This window comes from Cryomorphaceae bacterium 1068 (assembly GCA_027214385.1).
Taxonomy (GTDB): Bacteria; Bacteroidota; Bacteroidia; order Flavobacteriales_D; family Cryomorphaceae; genus JAKVAV01.
Genome location: JAPVXR010000001.1, coordinates 411,258 through 429,277 on the forward strand (window position 1 = coordinate 411,258; position 18,020 = coordinate 429,277).

An 18,020-nucleotide genomic window follows, 5' to 3' on the forward strand; every position below is an offset into this window, starting at 1 on the left:
TTAAAATGAGGATTGTCCGCTCTCGACTCGTGACACAATTTTAGGGCCGTTTGCTAATCAGTTAGCAGGAACGCTAATCGAACTTGAACATTTTTAATTCTCAATTGCTCATTCTTAATCGAACATCCCTAATTGAACATTCTTAATTGCACCATTTGAAACCTATCCATACCCAATTCTTCAAAGTCATTTGTTTCCTGAGTTTGCTCAACGCGTCTTACGGAATTATCTCGGGAGTGCTCGGAGCCATCGCTCCGCCGGATGTGGATCAGGCCTTTATAGATGGCTTCATGGAGCGGCTTGATCAATTTGAATTACCGATGGAAGGGCTTCGCGACGATGTAAAGACCTATTACCTCAACCTGATGCTGACGATGGGAAATGTAGCAGCTGCCAATTTTCTCTTTTTTGGGATTGAGATGATCGGGGTCATATTGATGTTTCGACTCAACCGAATCGGTTTTGTACTCTACATCGCTTCGCAAATCGGTTTGGCATTTATTCCTGCCGTCTTTGGTGGCTTTAGCCAATTTGGAATTGCCGTGCTTGTTTTCACCTTGCTTTGGAATCTGGTTTGGATCATCATGTACCAAACACAAGTCAAGAAATTCCCCAAGGAGTGAAAAAGATTTACCTCTTTTCCGGCATGGGTGCCGATACTCGCCTATTTAAAAATCTCGGCTCGATCGAAGGCTACGAATTGGTTCCATTGGAATTTATTCATCCCAAAGAATCGAAAACGTTAAGGGACTATGCACAGCTTTTAGCGGAGCACTACACTTTCGAAGAGCCTTATTTTCTCGGTGGAATTTCCATGGGTGGAATGATTGCTCAGGAGCTGGCGCACGTAACCAATCCCTCGGGATTGGTGCTCATCTCCACAGCGACTTCACGAGCAGAAATGCCCCTGCTATTTGAATGGGCTCGCCAACTTCGATTGGCTTCACTTTTTAATAAACCCGCTCTTGAAGGCATAGCCAAATTTGCCGATCAGTTTACGATGAAGTCTCCCGAAGGGCGGAAGCTATTTTTGGATATGCTTCACGATTCTGATCCTGATTTCATGAAGTTTGGGGCTAAGTCTATCCTCGAATGGGAACCACCTGAAAACAAGCTTCCCACGGTGCGCATCCACGGAACGATCGACCGGGTTTTCCCCGCATCAAAGATCACCGATGCTACGATGATCGAAGGAGGCAATCATTTTATGATTTTTGAGAGAGGGGAGGAAATAACGAAAATTATTTCCCAAACAATTGATGATATATTGGTTAGAATAAATTACCTCTCAGACGAATGCCGCTCATAACCTTATGGCCGCCGTTCGTACAAAAGTTGATTCCCTTGCATATTATTCTTTCACCTTTGCGCAGTTATCCAGTCGGTATTTTTACGATTCCCGTGCAACCTTTTGGGATTTACGTGTCACTAGGAGCAAGAACCAAAACGAAACAATAAATTAACCATGAGAATTATCACACTAATGCTTGTACTCGTGAGTGCTTCAGCGCTTGCGCAGTCCAAGTATACCTTGAGCGGATACCTGCGGGATTCTGAGAACGGGGAAGGCCTGATCGGTGCCACCGTTTACGTGGACGAAATCGCTTCCGGAACCACTACAAATGTTTACGGTTTCTACTCGATTTCTTTGCCGGAAGGCACGTACAACATTACTTTCAATTACCTTGGTTTTGCCGCGCAAACGGAATCTGTAGAATTAACCGGCGATCGCACATACGACGTCGAAATGCAACCAGATCGAAAACTACTCCAAGTCGTTGAGGTCACCGCCGATAAAGCAAATGAGAATGTCAAGAACCTCGACATAGGAGTTGAGAAGATGGATGCTCAAATGGTGAAGGATATCCCACAATTCATGGGAGAGGTAGATATCATCAGAAGTATTCAGCTTTTACCGGGAGTTTCTACAGTGGGAGAAGGAGCTACGGGGTTCAACGTTCGCGGAGGAAATATCGATCAAAACCTTATTCTTTTGGATGAGGCCACGGTATTTAATTCCTCTCATCTGTTCGGTTTTTTCTCGGTGTTCAATGCCGATGCCGTAAAGGATTTGACGCTTTACAAAGGTGGTGTTCCCGCCAAGTACGGTGGGCGGCTTTCCAGTGTTCTAGACGTTCGTCAAAAAGAGGGAAACTCTAAAAAGTTTGCAGGCAACGCTGGTATCGGACTGGTATCAAGTCGATTATTACTTGAAGGTCCTATCATCAAAGACAAGATGTCATTTATGGTCGCAGGTCGACGCTCATACGGCGATATTTTGCTACCCATATTTAATGAGGACTTCAGAGGGGACAAACTATTCTTCTACGATGTAAACGCCAAGCTGAACTACAAGATTGACGAAAAGAATCGACTTTTTCTTTCCGGTTACTTCGGCGCAGACCGTTTTAAATTCGGCAATGATTTTGAAAGCTACTGGGGAAACAATACAGCCACTTTGCGATGGAATCACCTCTTTAACCCAAGACTGTTCTCCAACTTTTCTGCCGTTTATAGTGACTATGAATACTCTCTCGGTGTGCCGGAAGGTGTAAACGCATTTGAGTGGGAAGCGGGGATTCAAAACACAGCTTTTAAAGCTGATTTTTCATTTTTCCCCAATGTAAAGAACACCATAGAGTTTGGTGCGCACGCTACGTTCTACAGCTTTTCTCCCGGTCGTGCCGAAGGAATTGGAGAGCAGTCTATTTTCAATGTAATTGAAGTACAAGGAGAAAATGCACTGGAAGCTGCTGCTTACATCAGTAATAAGCAAACCATCACAGAAAGACTCTCCATTGAATATGGTGTGCGGTACAGCCATTTCTTCAATTACGGTGCGCGTGATGTATTTATGTACGAAGACGACATTCCGAGTTCGGATTTAGCCATCGTGGATACCGTGAGTTTCGGAAACAGAGAAGTAATTGCCGATTTTGGTGGATTTGAGCCAAGGTTTGCAATCAACTATACCTTTTCTGAACGATCGTCGATTAAGGCAGGGTACAATCGAATGCGTCAGTACATCCAACTCGTTTCAAATACCACCGCAGCTACTCCGATCGACATTTGGACGCCTGCCGGTAAGTATGTGGATCCTGCGATTGCCGATCAGATTTCGGTTGGGTACTTCCGCAATTTTGATGACAATATGTACCAAGCATCGGTGGAGGTCTATTACAAGGACTACCAAAATCTGCTGGACTATAAGGACAATGCAGAGCTGCTGCTCAATGACAATGTGGAGACGGAGCTTTTGCAAGGAATTGGAAGAGCATATGGTTTGGAATTTCAAGTCGAGAAAGTGAAAGGTAGAATGACCGGTTGGGTGAGTTATACCTTAAGCCGAAGTGAGCTCCAAGTGGATGGCATCAATCGAAACGATTGGTATGCATCGAATTACGACAAAACTCATGACATTTCCGTAGTGGCTCAATTTAAACTTAACGAAAAGTGGAAGTTTGGTGGAAACTTTGCCTTTATGACGGGGCGACCGATTACTTATCCCGATTCCAGGTACGTGTACGAAGGAATCGTTGTTCCAAACTATACCAATCGAAATGGGGCCAGAACACCGGCTTATCACCGCTTGGATTTTTCTGCCACCTTGATTCCCAATGAAACGGATAAAGTTTTTTTCTTTTTCAATAGACCGGATACTTGGGAAGGGTCATGGACCTTCTCCCTTTACAATGCCTATGGACGAAGAAACCCATACAGCATTTTCTTCCGTCAAAATGAAGACAATCCCGCTCAGACTGAAGCAGTGCGCTTGAGCATCTTCGGAAGCATTATTCCGGGCGTTACTTATAACCTCAAATTTTAATAGCCATGAAACGAACTTTATATAAAAACCTCTTTTTGTTTTTGGCCGCTACAGCAATACTAAGCTCTTGCCAAGATGTTGTAGAACTCGACTTGCCCGAAGGCGATGAATTCTTAGTCGTAGAAGGTTGGATTACCAATGAAAATCGGCCGCATGATGTTATTCTCACCACTACGGCCGCCTATTTTGACGAAGCCGATCCCGCGCCCGTGTCCGGAGCCAATGTCTTTATCCGCGACAATGAAGGAATGGAAACTCTATTGACGGAAACAAGCCCGGGCGTTTATACTTATCCCGATTCGGGAACTGTTGGTAAAGCCTACCAACTGGAGATTGTCTTAGAAAATGGAAAACGCTACTTGTCTTCTTTCGAGGAAATTTTCGAGCCTGTTCCGATTCTAGATATCCAATGGCAGCTATCGGAAGATGAACCCGATGTAGATGACGGTGAAAATATCGATGATATTTACGATGTCCTTATCTTTACCATAGAGCCTGCCGGTCTTGGTGACAACTACCGCTGGCGTTCTATTCTGAACGGAGAAGAAGCGCGTGAACCGTTCGATATTTTTGTTACTGATGACCAATTCGTAGACGGAAATCCAATTCCTGATTTTAACGTGACGGATGAACTTTACTCTCAGTTTGATACAGTTGTGATCATTCAAGAACGCATCTCGCGTGACGCACGCGAATTCTTACAATTGTTGCAAACGCAGACAGCCTTTGTGGGTGGACCTTTCGATCCTCCTCCTTCACCCATTCGAGGAAACATTGAAAATGTGAATGATCCTGATGATATAGCGCTGGGCTTTTTCGGAGCTTCAGGAAGAGATAGGGCCACGATTGTGGTGGGAGTGGAGTGAGTTTTTTGAAGTTTTAAGACCGAAGTACAAAGTCATTTTGATAGGTGGCCTTCTTAATACTTCGTACCTAATACATCGTTATCAGATACGCCACCAGCATCGCCAGCGGAAAAATGATCACAGGGGCCAATACAAAGAAGTAACCACCGCTGATTCTAAAGTCTTTTTGCTCGAGTAGATTCGTGCTGTAGGCTATTGCATTCGGGGGAGTAGAGACAGGTAGAAAAAGGGCGCATGAGGCGCAGAGCGCCACAATCAATGGAACCGAAAGTTGGTAGGTGCCTGATAGCCCGAGTGCTATCGGAACTAGAATCGAGGTAGCTGCCGTGTTTGACATGACATTGCTCAAGGCCAAAGTCAAATACCCAAAAAGGATGGCCAAGACGACCATGGGCATATTGATGCTTTCCAGCAATACGATAAATTCATTGGCAAGGCCAACATCAACGATGGCATGACCAAGGGCAAGACCACCGGCAACGAGCATCAGAGTGTCCCATGGTAGTGATCTGACTTCATCAGCGCGGATGATTCGCGTAAGCGTGAGAATAACAATTGGTACAGCGGAGGTTGCCGCCAAAGGAATACCGTGTAAAGTTTCGGTACTCCAAAGCAATACGGTAAAAACCAACGTGAAAATCATGATGTTACGTTCTTTTTTGTCAACTGGATGCGCTTCGTCTTCTTTCTCCATGAAGCTCAAGTCGAGTTCTTTGACTTGAGGGACATACCTTTTGCTTAGATAAACCCAAAAACTCCAAACCAAGAATAGGGCTAGTGGAACTCCAAAAGCCATCCAGGTGAGGAACTCGATTTTGATGTCAACAGCCTCTAGAGCCCCTACTGCAATGGCATTTGGCGTACTACCGATTATAGTTCCCAAACCACCAACGGATGCTGCTGCAGGGATTCCGATCAATAGGCTTTTGGTCATCGGTGCTTCCTTTCCCAGGCTTCGAGCCAATGGCAGAATACTGGTAATCATCATGGCAGCAGTGGCTGTATTCGACATGACCATGCTCGCGACGGCAGTCATCATCATAAGTCCAAAGAGAAGGCTAGTCGGTTTGGACCCAAACCGCTTTACGGTAAATTGAAACAGGGCTTTATCGAGTTGCACTCGCTGCATTCCTTCGGCAAGGAAGAACCCTCCCAATAAGAGCCAAATAACATTACTTGTCCAAGTGCCCACGTAGACCGATACGTCCATAGGCGATACGAGGAAGTAGTCTGAGCCCAGTACAAAGACCAGATAGGCAATGATGAAGATTCCCACGGCAAAAGGAGGAATGGCTTCAGTAAGCCACAAGCCGACTGCGAGAATGAGTAGGAATAGCACGTAGTTCATCGCGGGAGACGAATCCGGTATATCAATGAAATAGGCTATTCCGAGCGCTATTATGACATTCCCAATAAAAGTGGAAGTGTTGAATAAATAGTGAAATGCTTTCTTTCGATAGTGACGGAATGCGGCTCTTCTGGAGTCGTATGTTGCCATTTTCTAAGGTGTTTCTGTTTTTTCGCCTACCAGAGCGTACTGAACCAAGTTGGCGCCCATCCTCAGGGCTTCTTGACGAGTCTCTTCAGGATCATTGTGCACGGCAGGATCTTCCCAACCATCTCCGAGATCAGACTCTACGCTATAGAAGAGTACAAGTCTTCCTTCGTGAAAGATTCCGTAACCGCGCGGCGGCGCTCCATCATGTTCGTGAACTTTTGGCAGCCCTTTGTTGAAGTCGTATTTCTGGTGGTAGATGGGATGGTCAAAAGGAATTTCAACCAACTCCTTTTCGGGGAAAACCTGCTCTAGCTGATTTCTCAAAAAAGCATCCATTCCATAATTATCGTCAATGTGCAGAAAGCCACCTCCAAGTAGATAAAGCCGAAGGTTTTCACGGTCATTGCTGTTGAACACCACATTTCCGTGCCCCGTCATGTGGATGAAAGGATAGTTGAATATATCAGGGCTACCTACCTCAACATATTTCGTTTCACCAATACTCATGTTGAGTTGCTCACGGCAAAACTCCGCCAGATTGGGAACGGAAGTCGGATTGGAGTACCAGTCTCCTCCGCCACGGTATTGAAGTACCGCCAATGAAAATGAGCCGTCTTGGGCAAAGACGGAATTTGAAATCAATACGAAAAGGAAGAGAAGTTTTTTCATGCTCAGTCAAATATAAACTTAACGCGAAGACATTTGAAGCATTGCCACGGCCAAAATTCCTGCCGTTTCGGTGCGCAATCTGTTTTCATTCAGCACAACTCCTTTAAATCCTGCCTGTTCCGCTAGTTCAACTTCCTCCAGAGTGAAATCACCTTCGGGCCCGATCAAGATCAGCGATTCAGATCCTTCGGGGTTTACCTCAATGGGTGTGCGCTTTTTGTCGCTAATGCAGTGGGCGATCAATCCCCCGTTGCTATCTTTTCTCACAAGTTCTTCGAAAGTAATCATCGGCCTAAGGATCGGGACAAAAGCTCTTTGGGATTGCTTTGAAGCATTGAGAATAATTTTCTCAGACCTTTCATCTTTGATTCTCGCTCTCTCCGTTCGTTTAGAAATCAATGGAACGATTTCGCTTATGCCAAGTTCGGTTGCCTTTTCCAAGAACCACTCGAATCTACTCAGGTTTTTTGTAGGTGAAATAGCTACTGTCACACGGTGAAGTGGTTTAGGGTAGCTCTTCTTCTCCAAAACACTCACCTTGACATCCAGCTTGGAGATTTGGCTGATTTTGGCAGTGTATTGCACGCCTTTTCCGTCTCCGATCAGAACTTCATCGCCCTCCCTCAATCGAAGAACACGCGCAGCGTGCTTGCTCTCCTCAGGATTGAGAAAGCCATGTTTCGGATCGAATTCAGGGTCTAAGAAGAAGTGCATTATTTGAGAAAAAGAAACCCCATGGAAATCCATGGGGCTTCATTGAGTAATGTATTGTGTTTAAGCGTTCTCTTTTACTTGAGGTGCTGCGTTCAGAATTTCTTCAGATACGCCTGACTCAAACTTTTTGAAATTGTCTACAAACTTGCCTGCAAGGACATTGGCCTTATTGTCGTAGGCATCTTTGTCGGCCCAAGTATTTCTCGGGTTCAAAATCTCTGTAGGAACATTTGGACATTCATTTGGAATAGCCAATCCGAATATCTCATGATTGTGGTAATCAACATTATCAAGATGCCCGTCAAGAGCTGCGTGAATCATGGCTCTCGTGAACTTTAATTTGATTCGGCTTCCTGTTCCGTAGGCACCACCTGACCAACCTGTGTTGATCAACCAAACATTGGCTCCGCTTTTTTCCATTTTGTCAGCTAGCATTTCTGCGTAAACCCCCGGATGCAATGGCATAAATGGCGCTCCGAAACAAGCCGAAAATGCGCCAACAGGTTCTGTGATTCCTTCTTCAGTTCCGGCAACCTTTGCCGTGTAACCTGAAATAAAGTGGTAAGAGGCTTGGGCGGGAGTCAGTTTACTGATCGGAGGCAACACTCCGAAAGCATCAGCAGTTAAAAAGAATACGTTCTTTGGAACTCCTCCTCTCGAAGGACTTACCGCATTCTCAATATGGTGAATTGGGTAACTAACTCTCGTATTTTCAGTTTTAGTCGAATCCGTATAATCCGGCTCAGATGTACCTTCTTTGAAAACGATGTTTTCCAAAATAGCTCCAAATTTGATCGCTCGGTAAATTTCAGGTTCTTGTTCCTCGGTAAGATCAATACATTTCGCATAACATCCCCCTTCGAAGTTGAAGACGCTATCGTCTGACCAACCATGCTCATCATCTCCGATCAATCCTCGCTCAGGATCTGAAGAAAGTGTTGTTTTACCAGTTCCTGATAAACCGAAGAAAATGGCTGTATCTCCGTCTTTGCCAATGTTGGCAGAGCAGTGCATAGCCAGTACATTCTTCTGGTGTGGAAGGATAAAGTTTAATACACTGAACATCCCTTTCTTGATTTCACCAGTGTATCCAGTCCCACCTACAATGGCCATTTTACGGGTGAAGTTGATGATGGCGAAGTTTGGCTGGCGTGTTCCGTCTAACTCAGGAACAGCAAAGAAATTTGGGGCACAAACAATATTCCATTCGGGATCGTTTTTATCGATTTCCTCGTTCGTCAAACGCAGGAACATATTGTCTACAAACATATTGCTCCAAGGCAATTCGGTGACAACCCTTACCGGTACACGATACTTAGGATCGTCGCAAATGGCTGCATCCTTCACATAGACTTCGCGGCCTGTTAGGTAGGCGCACATGCGGTCATAAAGGCGATCGAAAGCGTCGGAATCAAATTTCTTATTGATATCACCCCACCAAACGGCATCGCGGGTAATATCGTCTTCTACAATAAATCTGTCTTTAGGAGATCTTCCTGTAAAGTCTCCCGTGTCAATAGCTAAAGCACCTGTGCTTGAAAGCGACCCTAGTCCTAGAACCAACGTTTCTTCTACCAATTCGGCTGGTGTTAAGTTCCAAAATGCGCTTCCCACATTTTCTAAACCCAGATAAGAGAGATCGTGTTTCTCAGGAATTCTTCCGTAATTATTCATAGTAAATGGTTTAATTCTTCAGTTGGTGTTACATGTCAAAGGTAAGGGTTTGAGGTCATAATAGAGAATGAGAATTCCTGACTTTTGACAGTTTGTATCGTGGAAAAGTTTATTAAACAGGATCATTTTAACAAATCAATCAACAGATATCCCTGTCTTCTTTGCTGTCCAAGCCCTGTATGCAAAGAACAGCCAGCCTACAATTAGTAATAAGCCTCCAATAGGAGTAATTGGTCCCAACACGGACTTCCAAGATTCAATGCCCAAAAGATCTCGAGTGCTTAAGAGATAAATAGAAATACTGAAGAATATAATACCCCCAATGAAGAGAGAGGAGAGAATCTTGAAATTTTTCGTGCTGAGTAATTTACTCCCTGAAAATCCAAGGACGATGAGTGCCAAAGAGTGCCACACTTGATAGCGGACACCTGTTTTGAAACTGTCTAGCTGCTCAGCTGAAATAAGCGCCTCGAGAGCATGAGCACCAAGCGCCCCGAGTATGACCGCCATGGCCATAGAAAGAGCACCGATGGCAATTGTTGACTTTTCGATTGAATTCATTTGTCAAAAATAGTCAAGAACAAAAAAAGGCGACCCTTCCTGGCCGCCTTTCCTGATTCATAGAGTCGAGGATCAGTTTTTCTTCAATTTTTCCATCTCTTGGTTGAAGGTTTCTTTGAACTGTTCGTAGTCATAGTCAATTTTCAACCTTTCGTCTTGAGATAACCTTTCATTCATAGCACCGATCAAGTCTTGTCCGCTCAACTCGATTGCCACATAGTATTTGTAGTTTCCGGTCTCCGTAACTTTCACTGCCTTTTGGCAAATGGTCTTAGTACCTGTTAGTTCTTGGTCCAGAACTTCACGGGTCAAACCTTCAAATCTTTCTTCTACCTCTTCGCGGTTGTTGAATTCACGTGAATTCACGTAGTTATCAATTGTTCCTTGGATGGTTGTATTGATCGCAGAGGCTAAATCAGCTCTCGCATTACTGAATGCTTTCTTTTTGGCTGTGGCCTGATCCATGCTTTCTCCCAAACCATTTGATCTGAAGAATTCATCGTTGCTGAAATACTCTTCTCCGGCGCAGTACTCGTTAATTAAAACTTCTCCTGCGGGAGCTGCTACTTCTTTGTTTTTCTTGCAAGCCGTGAAGGCTAGTCCTACCGCCAAAAATAAAAAGGCAGTTTTTGCAATTCCGGTGCTTCGTGCAATTGTTCTCATTGTTTCCGTATTAGGTTGTTAGTTTATTCAGAAATTGTGCCAAATGGCTATTGTGTTTAAAATAAGTCGTTTGCGAGCTTTCTCATCAGCTCTGATTCAATGTTTTTAGTGAAATTTTGATAAGCTTTGAGTCCGGCCTTCTCAAAAGTGAGGTCAACTCCTTTAATATCGGTTTTCGAAATCTTGTATACACTTTCACTTTTTCGAGCATCGATTACATTGGCATCGAGCTCGAGTCTTACAGTTGAAAATCCCTGTGATTCTCCCGTAGACTTCGTATCAGATTTTAATTCGATGATTACGTCGGCTTTTTTGGGATCTTTCGTAAACCGCACCCCCTTTCTATTGAGCGACGCGATAATGGCAGCACTTATTGGTTCACCGCTCATTTCGTTTCCCAAATTTCTTTCATCAGCATCGATGTGCACCAAGGGTGGTGAATAGTCGATCCGAGAAGAGATGCTTTTGCCTCTCAAAGATTCAGTCAGCTTTCGCATAAAGCTGTCTCCCTTGAAAGGTTCAAAAAGTTGTTCTGTATCGATTTCGGTTGAAAGCATATTTGGCTTAGTAGACCGTTCTGCTTCCGAAATGGGTATAGTAATTCTGCCATTGACATTGGTGGAAAGCGAACCCTTGATTCTTCCGTACTGGCCTTGGTAAACGTAGTTGATAGGAACACCCGAAAGCGGTTGGCCCGATTCTGAATCAGCCACCGATAGTTCTGCTTCGGTTTGGTAACTGTTTTGAAAAGTGAGTCTTGGCTTATTGCTTAGGTCCAATACCACTCCGTCGAGCATTGATTTGAGTCCGCTGAATAGTTCATTGTCGAGCAATATTGATTGCCCGCGAAAGACAGCCTCGTTTTTGTCTGCCCAGAACTCCTCGATGGCTTGAAGGCCTCTCAAGTAATAGTCGACCGATTCAGAGTAGCGTCCATCAGCTTCGGCGGCTTCGGCTTTCGCTAGAAAGTCCAAAGCCAATGACTCAGCCGATTCTTTTTTCTGTCGTTGCTTTTCTGCATATGTGGATTTATCGAGCCGGTAATAAACCCAATATGCATCGGCATCTTCAAACTGTTCTACAAGCTGAAAATCTTCCAAATCAAGATTGGTGCTCGTTCGTATGGTTTCTCTGAACTCTTGTTCAAATTTGTATTCGCGTTCAAGGGTGTATAAGAGAGAGTTGGAATTGACGTTCACTTTTATTTCTGAGGCTAAATCGCTTAAGGCATTCTCTTTGGCCGCACTTCTGAAATCAGTTCCCGGCGTTTTTTGGGCAACTCCAATTCCCACATAGTAAGAGTTGGTAATTGGTCTACTTTGAACCCAAGTGGGCGAAGCAGGGAAGTTCTCTGTTGTAGCAACTTTTTTTTGGCTTGAACAAGAAAATAGAAGGACGGTACATAAAAAGACATAGCTCAGAACTCTCATTGGCGCATAAGTTTTGTGAGTTCTGAGGCGAGGTCAGAAGCTACGCTTGAGTAGGCACTATTTGCTAATTGATCTACTGTTTGCAATGTCCTTTCGGCTCTCAACATACCTAAGAGTCGGTTTTTGTCAGAACGAGATGTAATCACTCCATCATCATTTGCAGGGTAGAGTTTCGTAGCTTCACCTTCATACGACGCATAATACACATCATCAGAAATCTTTTTTTCTGCGATGTCAGAAAACAGTACCTCACCGGTTTCCAGCGAGATGGCTTTGTACTGGAATGAGATGGATACTTCATTCGCATTGTAGTACTCTTTGTATGTTACCGGCTTATACCTCGTCTGGTAGTAGTGTTTGTCAGTCTCTTTATTGTAAAGTTTTACTCGGTACCCTTCAAACCCTTTCTTTTCAGAAACTTTCAATCGGCCCCTGCGCTCGGCGTAGGAAATGACGGTTCCCGTTATAATTGCCTTTGCGCCGAGCAAGTTTCCAACTTCTACAGCAGTCCCTTCATCGACAATTCCGCTCAGGCTCATTCTTTGTTCTTCCAGAATCAACTCCAAGTTATCTCTTTCGACAATTTTCAAAAAGGGATCATTGATCGCCGACAGTTCGGTAATGACAAAAGCAGTCAGTCTATCGTTCACTCCTTTTTGCTTAGAACTATTCTTGAACTCACCTATTGCCACAGGGAATTTGCCTAAGTCGAGACACTCATCCCGAAGTACAGCTACATCTTTGTAATTGGGATCAACCCGATAGATTTCATCAAATTCGTAGTAAGCCAATCTGTATCTCCCACCATCAAAATGCTGCACTGCTGCGATGTAAAGTGGTTCGTTTACGGCAGTGTTTTTAAGAGCTGAAACATCCTTATAACCAGGTTCCAACTGCTCTATTTCCTTTAGCAAGATGGTAGCCTGATTGAACTTCTTATCAGCCATCAATTCGTTGCTCTCGTTATATAGCTCCTTGATGTATGCGGCTTTTACATCTTCATAGTCATCAGTAATGTAGCGTGGGTAGGTTAGGTCTATTCCCAATCGCTCCACCTTATCGTGGTAAGCCATGGCTTCCAAATAGGAATAAACCGCTTCTTTGGTTTCTCCCATGGCCTTGGTTTTGGTGAATTCATCCACCTTGTTATTCAGCATTCGCTGGCCCATTTTGGTCAAGCCAATACGGGCATCTACATTGTTTCGATTTTTGAGTAGGGAATTGTAATAAAAGAGAGCAGCATCTGAGTATAGTCCTGCCTCTTCAAGCTTTACAGCCTTTTTTGACAGCGATTTTGAGCCATTGCATCCGTATGCTATGAAGCATATCGCCATACAATAGACCAGCTTTCTGATCAGTTTAACGTTGTATGTTTTGAGTAGAGGCATTTCTTGTCTTAAGAAGAAAATTGCAATTTATTACTGTAGCCTCTGAGCTCATGTTTTGAATTACCGTCTTTCAAAGACGAGTGATCCATTGATTTATGAAAATATTCAGGTAAATTTTTAATCATGTTTAAGAGGTCAGAAGCTAAATTAACTTTTTTCTGTTCAGAGATTAGCAACGCTCGTGCCAAATGCTCCAATCAAGTTATGCAGTAGCTCTGTTGAAAAGAAGATACGTGAGAATTTATGATGGGTTACCATAGAGTCATAACTTCGTTTTCCCTAGAATAAAGAATTGCCATTATGCAAAATGTATTGATCCTTGGAGCGGGGAGATCGTCCGTTTCACTTTTGGATTATTTGATAGAAAGATCAGGACAAAATCAGTGGAAGATTATCATTGCTGATGCGAATCCCGAAGCTGCTAAATCTCTGGTAGACGATGCCGATGTAGAATTGGTTCAGCTCGACGCCAAAAATGACTCGCAGCGGATGAAGTTGATTTCCCAAGCTGATCTGGTCATAAGCATGTTGCCGGCCTTCTTGCACATTTTAGTGGCAAAAGATTGCCTTAATGCAGGCAAGAATTTGATAACACCAAGCTACGTCAGTAAAGAGATGCGCGAGTTGGAAGATCAAGTAAAAGAAAAGGGTTTGATCTTCTTGAACGAGCTCGGAGTTGACCCGGGTATAGACCATATGTCGGCAATGAAACTCCTTGATGAAATAAGATCTCAAGGAAATGAAATAGCCTGTTTCGAAAGCTTTACCGGTGGTTTGGTAGCTCCCGAGAGTGATAACAATCCGTGGAATTACAAGTTCACTTGGAATCCGCGCAACGTAGTACTTGCCGGACAAGGTGGTGCGGTGCAGTTTAAACACAATGGCAGATTCAAATACATTCCTTACCAAAAGCTATTTAGACGTACTGAGATTATTGAGATTCCAGGGTATGGTCGCTTCGAAGGATACGCCAATCGCGATTCGCTGAACTATCGAGGTACTTACGATCTGAAAGGTATACCTACTATTTATCGCGGAACTCTGCGTCGTGTGGGTTTTTGTAGAGCTTGGAATATTTTTGTGCAAATGGGAATGACCGATGATTCTTATACTATTGAGGATTGTCCGAATATGACGCATCGTCAATTTACAAATGCGTTTTTGGCTTTTAATCAAAACGACAGTGTAGAGCTAAAGTTGATGCACTACATGAAGCTGGATCAGGATAGCGAGATCATTGATAAATTGAAATGGATCGGAATATTTGATGACGAACCGATAGGGTTGGATAAACCATCTAGTCCTGCTCAAATCCTACAGCACATTCTGGAGAAGAAATGGACACTAGATCCAGGTGATAAAGACATGATTGTCATGTGGCATAAACTCTGCTACAAGAAGCCAGGTGAAGAAGAATTGAAAGAGATTAATTCGAGTCTCGTTGTGATAGGGGACGAAAGTCCTCGAACGGCGATGGCCAAGACTGTAGGACTTCCTGTTGGCATGGCCGCAAGACTGGTTTTAAACGGTGAGTTCAAGATCTCCGGGGTGCACATTCCTACAATTCCTGAGCTGTATAAGCCAATATTATCCGAGCTAGAGGAGCATGGAATTGAATTCAACGAAAGAGAAATAGAAAATGCTAGCTTAGGGTAGAGCTACCGAAACAATCGGGCTCGGCTCTGCCGAAAGATTAGGGAAAGTCAACGTCCCGTCTTGGTTTGTGATTTCAAGATTGAAATTAGCGTCACCGTAGAATTGTGCGTAGATGACATCTCCTGATTTAACACCCAAAAGATCAAAAATTTGATCATTGTAGTTTAAAGTAATCTCAGGTGATGTGGAAGTGTAGTGAGCCTGGAAGAGGTAATTTTCCGTACTCAAAAACTCATCGGTTCCCCAAAAAACGCGGTAACCTTTCGCTTGACCGGTTGGCGGTGGGGCTGGGCTCATCACGGCCGACATATCCAAATTCCATATCGTGTCTTCGCCCATTTCAGTAAAGGTGAGATCGAGCTCAATATCTTCAAATTGAGTTATCGGAAGCTTTGTCAACACAAAAGTCGGGATGGTCTGAAATCCATTAAAAACGGGGTATTCAGGATTTACCGTACTAATTCGAATTCCTCTTTGTTCAATCGTTCCGTAGCCCTCTTTTTGAAGGGTAAATGCATAAGTTCCAACGGGAGCTCCGCCCAACTGCCACTGCCCGACATTGTCAGCGTCAAGGAAAAACTCACGGAAGCCCACTTCGAGTTGAAGCTCCACTCCGTCGCGCTCTTCATACAAGGGCTGCTGAAACTCATTTTGAGTCAATACCTTTCCTCTGATCCCTATGCTGCTGGGGAAATCACTTTCGTCATCACCATCATTGTTGCATGACGCCAATACTAGAAGCAAAAACAGGGTGTAAAAGAAACTGCGTTTAATCATTTTACTCGGAGTGAAAAACGTAATAGTGCGCAAGATAAAACAATTCCGTTGATGGGATTCCCTACCAATAGAGAGATACGAAGATAGGATTGTAAATAGTTTTAGCTCTTGGAATCGTCGAAAAGGTAGAAGTCACGGGTCAACTCAACATATTCTTCGCTGTATTGATGTCTGCCGTATTTTTCGATGACCAACTCGGCACGTTCTGTTGGTTGATTGCTTTTTCCAAAAACTCCCATAATGCGGTGAAAAGGTTTCGTCGCCGTTGGCTTTACTTCTGTTCTTCTTTCTTCAAAGAATCCGATTTTGCGCATCGCAGCGCTGAAAGCGATGTAGGTCTCAGTCGGGTAAATCACTGCTATTTTTCCATTTTCAGCCAGTAGGGCAGTGGCTTTCGCCAAATCACCAGGGCTCAGTGTATGGGCGTGCCGCGCTTCGGTTCTACCTTCATTCTCTGAGACCAGAGAATTGGTGAAAAATGGAGGATTAGAGACGATCAGGTCGAAACGATCTTCCGTTTTAAAGTCTTGAATGTTGGTCTTGACCAGTTTTAGCCTTTCGGCGAATGGGGAATTCCTAAAATTGAACTCCGCATCATAAAGTGCATCACTGTTGGGTTCAATAGCCGTAATGCGCGCGTCAGGAAATCGCTGTGTCAACATCAAAGCAATGAGCCCGGTACCTGCTCCGATATCAAGAATTTTTTTGGGAACTCCTCTACCGGCCCATGCTCCCAATAGAACTCCATCCGTGCCCACTTTCATTGGTGCGTGGTTCTGGCGGATCGTGAATTGCTTAAAACGGAAGGGTCTGCTCACTCTATTTATTCACATCCACGAGTCCTTCGGGAAGGTCCACCAAGATTTGTTTTTTTGCCTTATCGACTTTTTTTACGAAAAGGTCGTTTATGGGAATTAAGACTTCTGCTTTTCCATCATTCACTTCAAGCAGTGGATTATTGGAGTAGTCCAATACTTTCAAAACCATTCCTAAGTTTCCGTGACTCTCATCGATTACCTCCATGCCTTCCAAGTCGTGCAAATAATATTCGTCTCCGGGAAGTGGGGGAAGATCTGTCAAAGGCAGGTAAACTCGTTTGCCTGAAAGTCTCACCGAGTCATCTTTGGTTTCAACGCCTTCCAGTTTTATATCGGCATAACCATCGTTTTTCAATCGAAAAACATCAATAAAAAATGGAGTTAATACCCCGTTTAAATCTACCAGAATCCGATCTAGTTCTTGGTAGTTTTCGGGTTCATCCACATCGAGAAATAGAGAGAGCTCCCCTTTAAAACCTTTGCTCTTGGCAATGTGTCCTAAGTTGAAACAGTCTTTGTGAGATAATATCATAGGTATAAAAAAACCTTCGACAGAATCTGCCGAAGGTTTTCGAATTTGATGATTGGAAAAGAATTACTTCTTCTCTTCCTCTTTGTTTTCTTTTTCTTCAGCAGGAGCTTCTTCCTTCGCTTCGGCTTTAGGCTCTTCACCTTTCTCTTCCTTAGCAGGAGCTTCTTCTTTTGCCTCTTCGGCCTTAGCTTCTACAGGATCAGCTTCGGGAGTGGGTACAGGAGTTTTCTCCTCAGCTGTTCCTTCAGCTACTTCAGCTTTCTCTTCCTTAGCAGGAGCTTCTTCTTTTGCTTCAGCTTTCGGCTCTTCAGCTTGAGCTGGAGCTTCTTCAACTTTAGCCTCTTCCGCCGGAGCTGCTTCCGCTTCAGCAGCAGGAGTTTCTTCAGTAGGAGCTTCCGCTTGATCTACAGGAGTTTCAGTCGCTTCAGCAACTTCCTCTGCTACAGGTTCAGGAGTATTGGCAGCGGCAATAGCGGCTGCACGTGCTTGGCTCTTTTCAGCTTCAGCCGCAAGTCTTTCTTTTCTGGCGGTATCAGATGCGGTATCCAAGCCTTTTTGTTTGGCTTCGATTTTCTCTTGTTTCTGTTCCAACCAAGCAGTAAAACGCTTTTCGGCTTCCTCTTCAGAGAATGCACCTTTTTGAACACCTCTCATGAGGTGATTCTTGTAAAGCACACCTTTGTAAGACAAAATTGCTCTTGCCGTATCAGTTGGTTGTGCTCCGTTTACCAACCACTGCGCTGCAGTATCTACGTCTACCTCTATAGTAGCCGGGTTGGTGTTGGGGTTGTAGAATCCGAGGCGCTCAATGTATTTACCATCTCGTGGTGAACGCGCGTCAGCGGCTACGATGTGGAAGTAAGGTTGTCCTTTTCTTCCGTGACGTTGAAGTCTAATTTTTACTGGCATAAATCATTAAATATTGAGGTACGAAAACCTCCGTTATTA

At 44.0% G+C, this 18,020-nt stretch carries 16 protein-coding genes and 1 pseudogene; 5 read left to right on the top strand and 12 right to left on the bottom strand.

Going from position 1 to position 18,020, the window contains the following annotated elements; genetic code table 11:
- Positions 1 to 155: 155 nt before the first annotated feature.
- From O3Q51_01820 to O3Q51_01835, 4 genes are all read left to right on the top strand, one after another.
- On the top strand, positions 156 to 623 hold the full coding sequence (locus O3Q51_01820; protein ID MCZ4407530.1) for a hypothetical protein: 468 nt from the start codon (positions 156 to 158) through the stop codon (positions 621 to 623).
- Positions 620 to 1,309, top strand: a complete 690-nt coding sequence (locus tag O3Q51_01825) for an alpha/beta hydrolase (protein MCZ4407531.1) — start codon at positions 620 to 622, stop codon at positions 1,307 to 1,309. Before O3Q51_01820 ends, O3Q51_01825 begins: the two co-directional genes overlap by 4 nt.
- A 156-nt stretch (positions 1,310 to 1,465) precedes the next feature.
- Entirely contained in the window at positions 1,466 to 3,826 is a 2,361-nt protein-coding gene (locus O3Q51_01830; GenBank protein ID MCZ4407532.1) for a TonB-dependent receptor, read from the top strand.
- Positions 3,827 to 3,831: 5 nt separating this feature from the next.
- The gene (locus O3Q51_01835; protein ID MCZ4407533.1) at positions 3,832 to 4,692 is read left to right on the top strand and encodes a DUF4249 domain-containing protein; all 861 of its coding nucleotides are present in this window, start codon (positions 3,832 to 3,834) and stop codon (positions 4,690 to 4,692) included.
- 67 nt (positions 4,693 to 4,759) lie between these two features.
- On the opposite strand, the gene O3Q51_01840 is transcribed toward O3Q51_01835, so the two are convergent.
- The 8 genes from O3Q51_01840 to O3Q51_01875 all read right to left on the bottom strand — a co-directional run bounded on the left by O3Q51_01840 (position 4,760) and on the right by O3Q51_01875 (position 13,235).
- Positions 4,760 to 6,190, bottom strand: coding sequence for a DASS family sodium-coupled anion symporter (locus O3Q51_01840; protein MCZ4407534.1), 1,431 nt, complete (start codon positions 6,188 to 6,190; stop codon positions 4,760 to 4,762).
- Positions 6,191 to 6,193: 3 nt separating this feature from the next.
- Complete coding sequence (locus O3Q51_01845; protein MCZ4407535.1) at positions 6,194 to 6,859, bottom strand: DUF4159 domain-containing protein; 666 nt, start codon at positions 6,857 to 6,859, stop codon at positions 6,194 to 6,196.
- 18 nt (positions 6,860 to 6,877) lie between these two features.
- Complete coding sequence (locus O3Q51_01850) at positions 6,878 to 7,573, bottom strand: RsmE family RNA methyltransferase (GenBank protein ID MCZ4407536.1); 696 nt, start codon at positions 7,571 to 7,573, stop codon at positions 6,878 to 6,880.
- A 60-nt stretch (positions 7,574 to 7,633) separates the two neighbouring features.
- Positions 7,634 to 9,247 carry a phosphoenolpyruvate carboxykinase (ATP) gene (pckA, locus tag O3Q51_01855; GenBank protein ID MCZ4407537.1) on the bottom strand — a complete coding sequence of 538 codons (1,614 nt, stop codon included), beginning with the start codon at positions 9,245 to 9,247 and terminating at the stop codon, positions 7,634 to 7,636.
- Between the two features lie 135 nt (positions 9,248 to 9,382).
- Entirely contained in the window at positions 9,383 to 9,808 is a 426-nt protein-coding gene (locus tag O3Q51_01860; protein MCZ4407538.1) for a DUF423 domain-containing protein, read from the bottom strand.
- Positions 9,809 to 9,880: 72 nt separating this feature from the next.
- Positions 9,881 to 10,471 (bottom strand): hypothetical protein, encoded by a 591-nt coding sequence (locus tag O3Q51_01865; protein ID MCZ4407539.1) that lies wholly within the window; start codon positions 10,469 to 10,471, stop codon positions 9,881 to 9,883.
- A 56-nt stretch (positions 10,472 to 10,527) separates the two neighbouring features.
- The gene (locus tag O3Q51_01870; GenBank protein ID MCZ4407540.1) at positions 10,528 to 11,901 is read right to left on the bottom strand and encodes an LPP20 family lipoprotein; all 1,374 of its coding nucleotides are present in this window, start codon (positions 11,899 to 11,901) and stop codon (positions 10,528 to 10,530) included.
- Positions 11,898 to 13,235, bottom strand: a complete 1,338-nt coding sequence (locus O3Q51_01875) for a hypothetical protein (GenBank protein MCZ4407541.1) — start codon at positions 13,233 to 13,235, stop codon at positions 11,898 to 11,900. The genes O3Q51_01870 and O3Q51_01875 overlap by 4 nt, the downstream gene beginning before the upstream one ends.
- A gap of 354 nt (positions 13,236 to 13,589) precedes the next feature.
- Between O3Q51_01875 and O3Q51_01880 the strand changes: the two genes are divergently transcribed.
- Complete coding sequence (locus tag O3Q51_01880) at positions 13,590 to 14,945, top strand: saccharopine dehydrogenase NADP-binding domain-containing protein (GenBank protein ID MCZ4407542.1); 1,356 nt, start codon at positions 13,590 to 13,592, stop codon at positions 14,943 to 14,945.
- On the opposite strand, the gene O3Q51_01885 is transcribed toward O3Q51_01880, so the two are convergent.
- The 4 genes and pseudogenes from O3Q51_01885 to O3Q51_01900 all read right to left on the bottom strand — a co-directional run bounded on the left by O3Q51_01885 (position 14,937) and on the right by O3Q51_01900 (position 17,981).
- Entirely contained in the window at positions 14,937 to 15,722 is a 786-nt protein-coding gene (locus O3Q51_01885; GenBank protein ID MCZ4407543.1) for a hypothetical protein, read from the bottom strand. The two genes, O3Q51_01880 and O3Q51_01885, sit on opposite strands and share 9 nt — an antisense overlap.
- Before the next feature lie 101 nt (positions 15,723 to 15,823).
- Positions 15,824 to 16,486 carry a methyltransferase gene (locus tag O3Q51_01890; protein MCZ4407544.1) on the bottom strand — a complete coding sequence of 221 codons (663 nt, stop codon included), beginning with the start codon at positions 16,484 to 16,486 and terminating at the stop codon, positions 15,824 to 15,826.
- 55 nt (positions 16,487 to 16,541) lie between these two features.
- Complete coding sequence (gene rimM / locus O3Q51_01895; GenBank protein ID MCZ4407545.1) at positions 16,542 to 17,072, bottom strand: ribosome maturation factor RimM; 531 nt, start codon at positions 17,070 to 17,072, stop codon at positions 16,542 to 16,544.
- 282 nt (positions 17,073 to 17,354) lie between these two features.
- Positions 17,355 to 17,981 (bottom strand): annotated as a pseudogene (locus O3Q51_01900) (30S ribosomal protein S16).
- Positions 17,982 to 18,020 lie beyond the last annotated feature (39 nt).

Coding starts and splice junctions, on each gene's coding strand:
- O3Q51_01830 (MCZ4407532.1), top strand. CDS start 1,466: ATGAGAATTATCACACTAATGCTTGTACTCGTGAGTGCTTCAGCGCTT.
- O3Q51_01835 (MCZ4407533.1), top strand. CDS start 3,832: ATGAAACGAACTTTATATAAAAACCTCTTTTTGTTTTTGGCCGCTACA.
- O3Q51_01840 (MCZ4407534.1), bottom strand. CDS start 6,190: ATGGCAACATACGACTCCAGAAGAGCCGCATTCCGTCACTATCGAAAG.
- O3Q51_01845 (MCZ4407535.1), bottom strand. CDS start 6,859: ATGAAAAAACTTCTCTTCCTTTTCGTATTGATTTCAAATTCCGTCTTT.
- O3Q51_01850 (MCZ4407536.1), bottom strand. CDS start 7,573: ATGCACTTCTTCTTAGACCCTGAATTCGATCCGAAACATGGCTTTCTC.
- pckA (MCZ4407537.1), bottom strand. CDS start 9,247: ATGAATAATTACGGAAGAATTCCTGAGAAACACGATCTCTCTTATCTG.
- O3Q51_01860 (MCZ4407538.1), bottom strand. CDS start 9,808: ATGAATTCAATCGAAAAGTCAACAATTGCCATCGGTGCTCTTTCTATG.
- O3Q51_01865 (MCZ4407539.1), bottom strand. CDS start 10,471: ATGAGAACAATTGCACGAAGCACCGGAATTGCAAAAACTGCCTTTTTA.
- O3Q51_01870 (MCZ4407540.1), bottom strand. CDS start 11,901: ATGAGAGTTCTGAGCTATGTCTTTTTATGTACCGTCCTTCTATTTTCT.
- O3Q51_01875 (MCZ4407541.1), bottom strand. CDS start 13,235: ATGGCGATATGCTTCATAGCATACGGATGCAATGGCTCAAAATCGCTG.
- O3Q51_01880 (MCZ4407542.1), top strand. CDS start 13,590: ATGCAAAATGTATTGATCCTTGGAGCGGGGAGATCGTCCGTTTCACTT.
- O3Q51_01885 (MCZ4407543.1), bottom strand. CDS start 15,722: ATGATTAAACGCAGTTTCTTTTACACCCTGTTTTTGCTTCTAGTATTG.
- O3Q51_01890 (MCZ4407544.1), bottom strand. CDS start 16,486: ATGAAAGTGGGCACGGATGGAGTTCTATTGGGAGCATGGGCCGGTAGA.
- rimM (MCZ4407545.1), bottom strand. CDS start 17,072: ATGATATTATCTCACAAAGACTGTTTCAACTTAGGACACATTGCCAAG.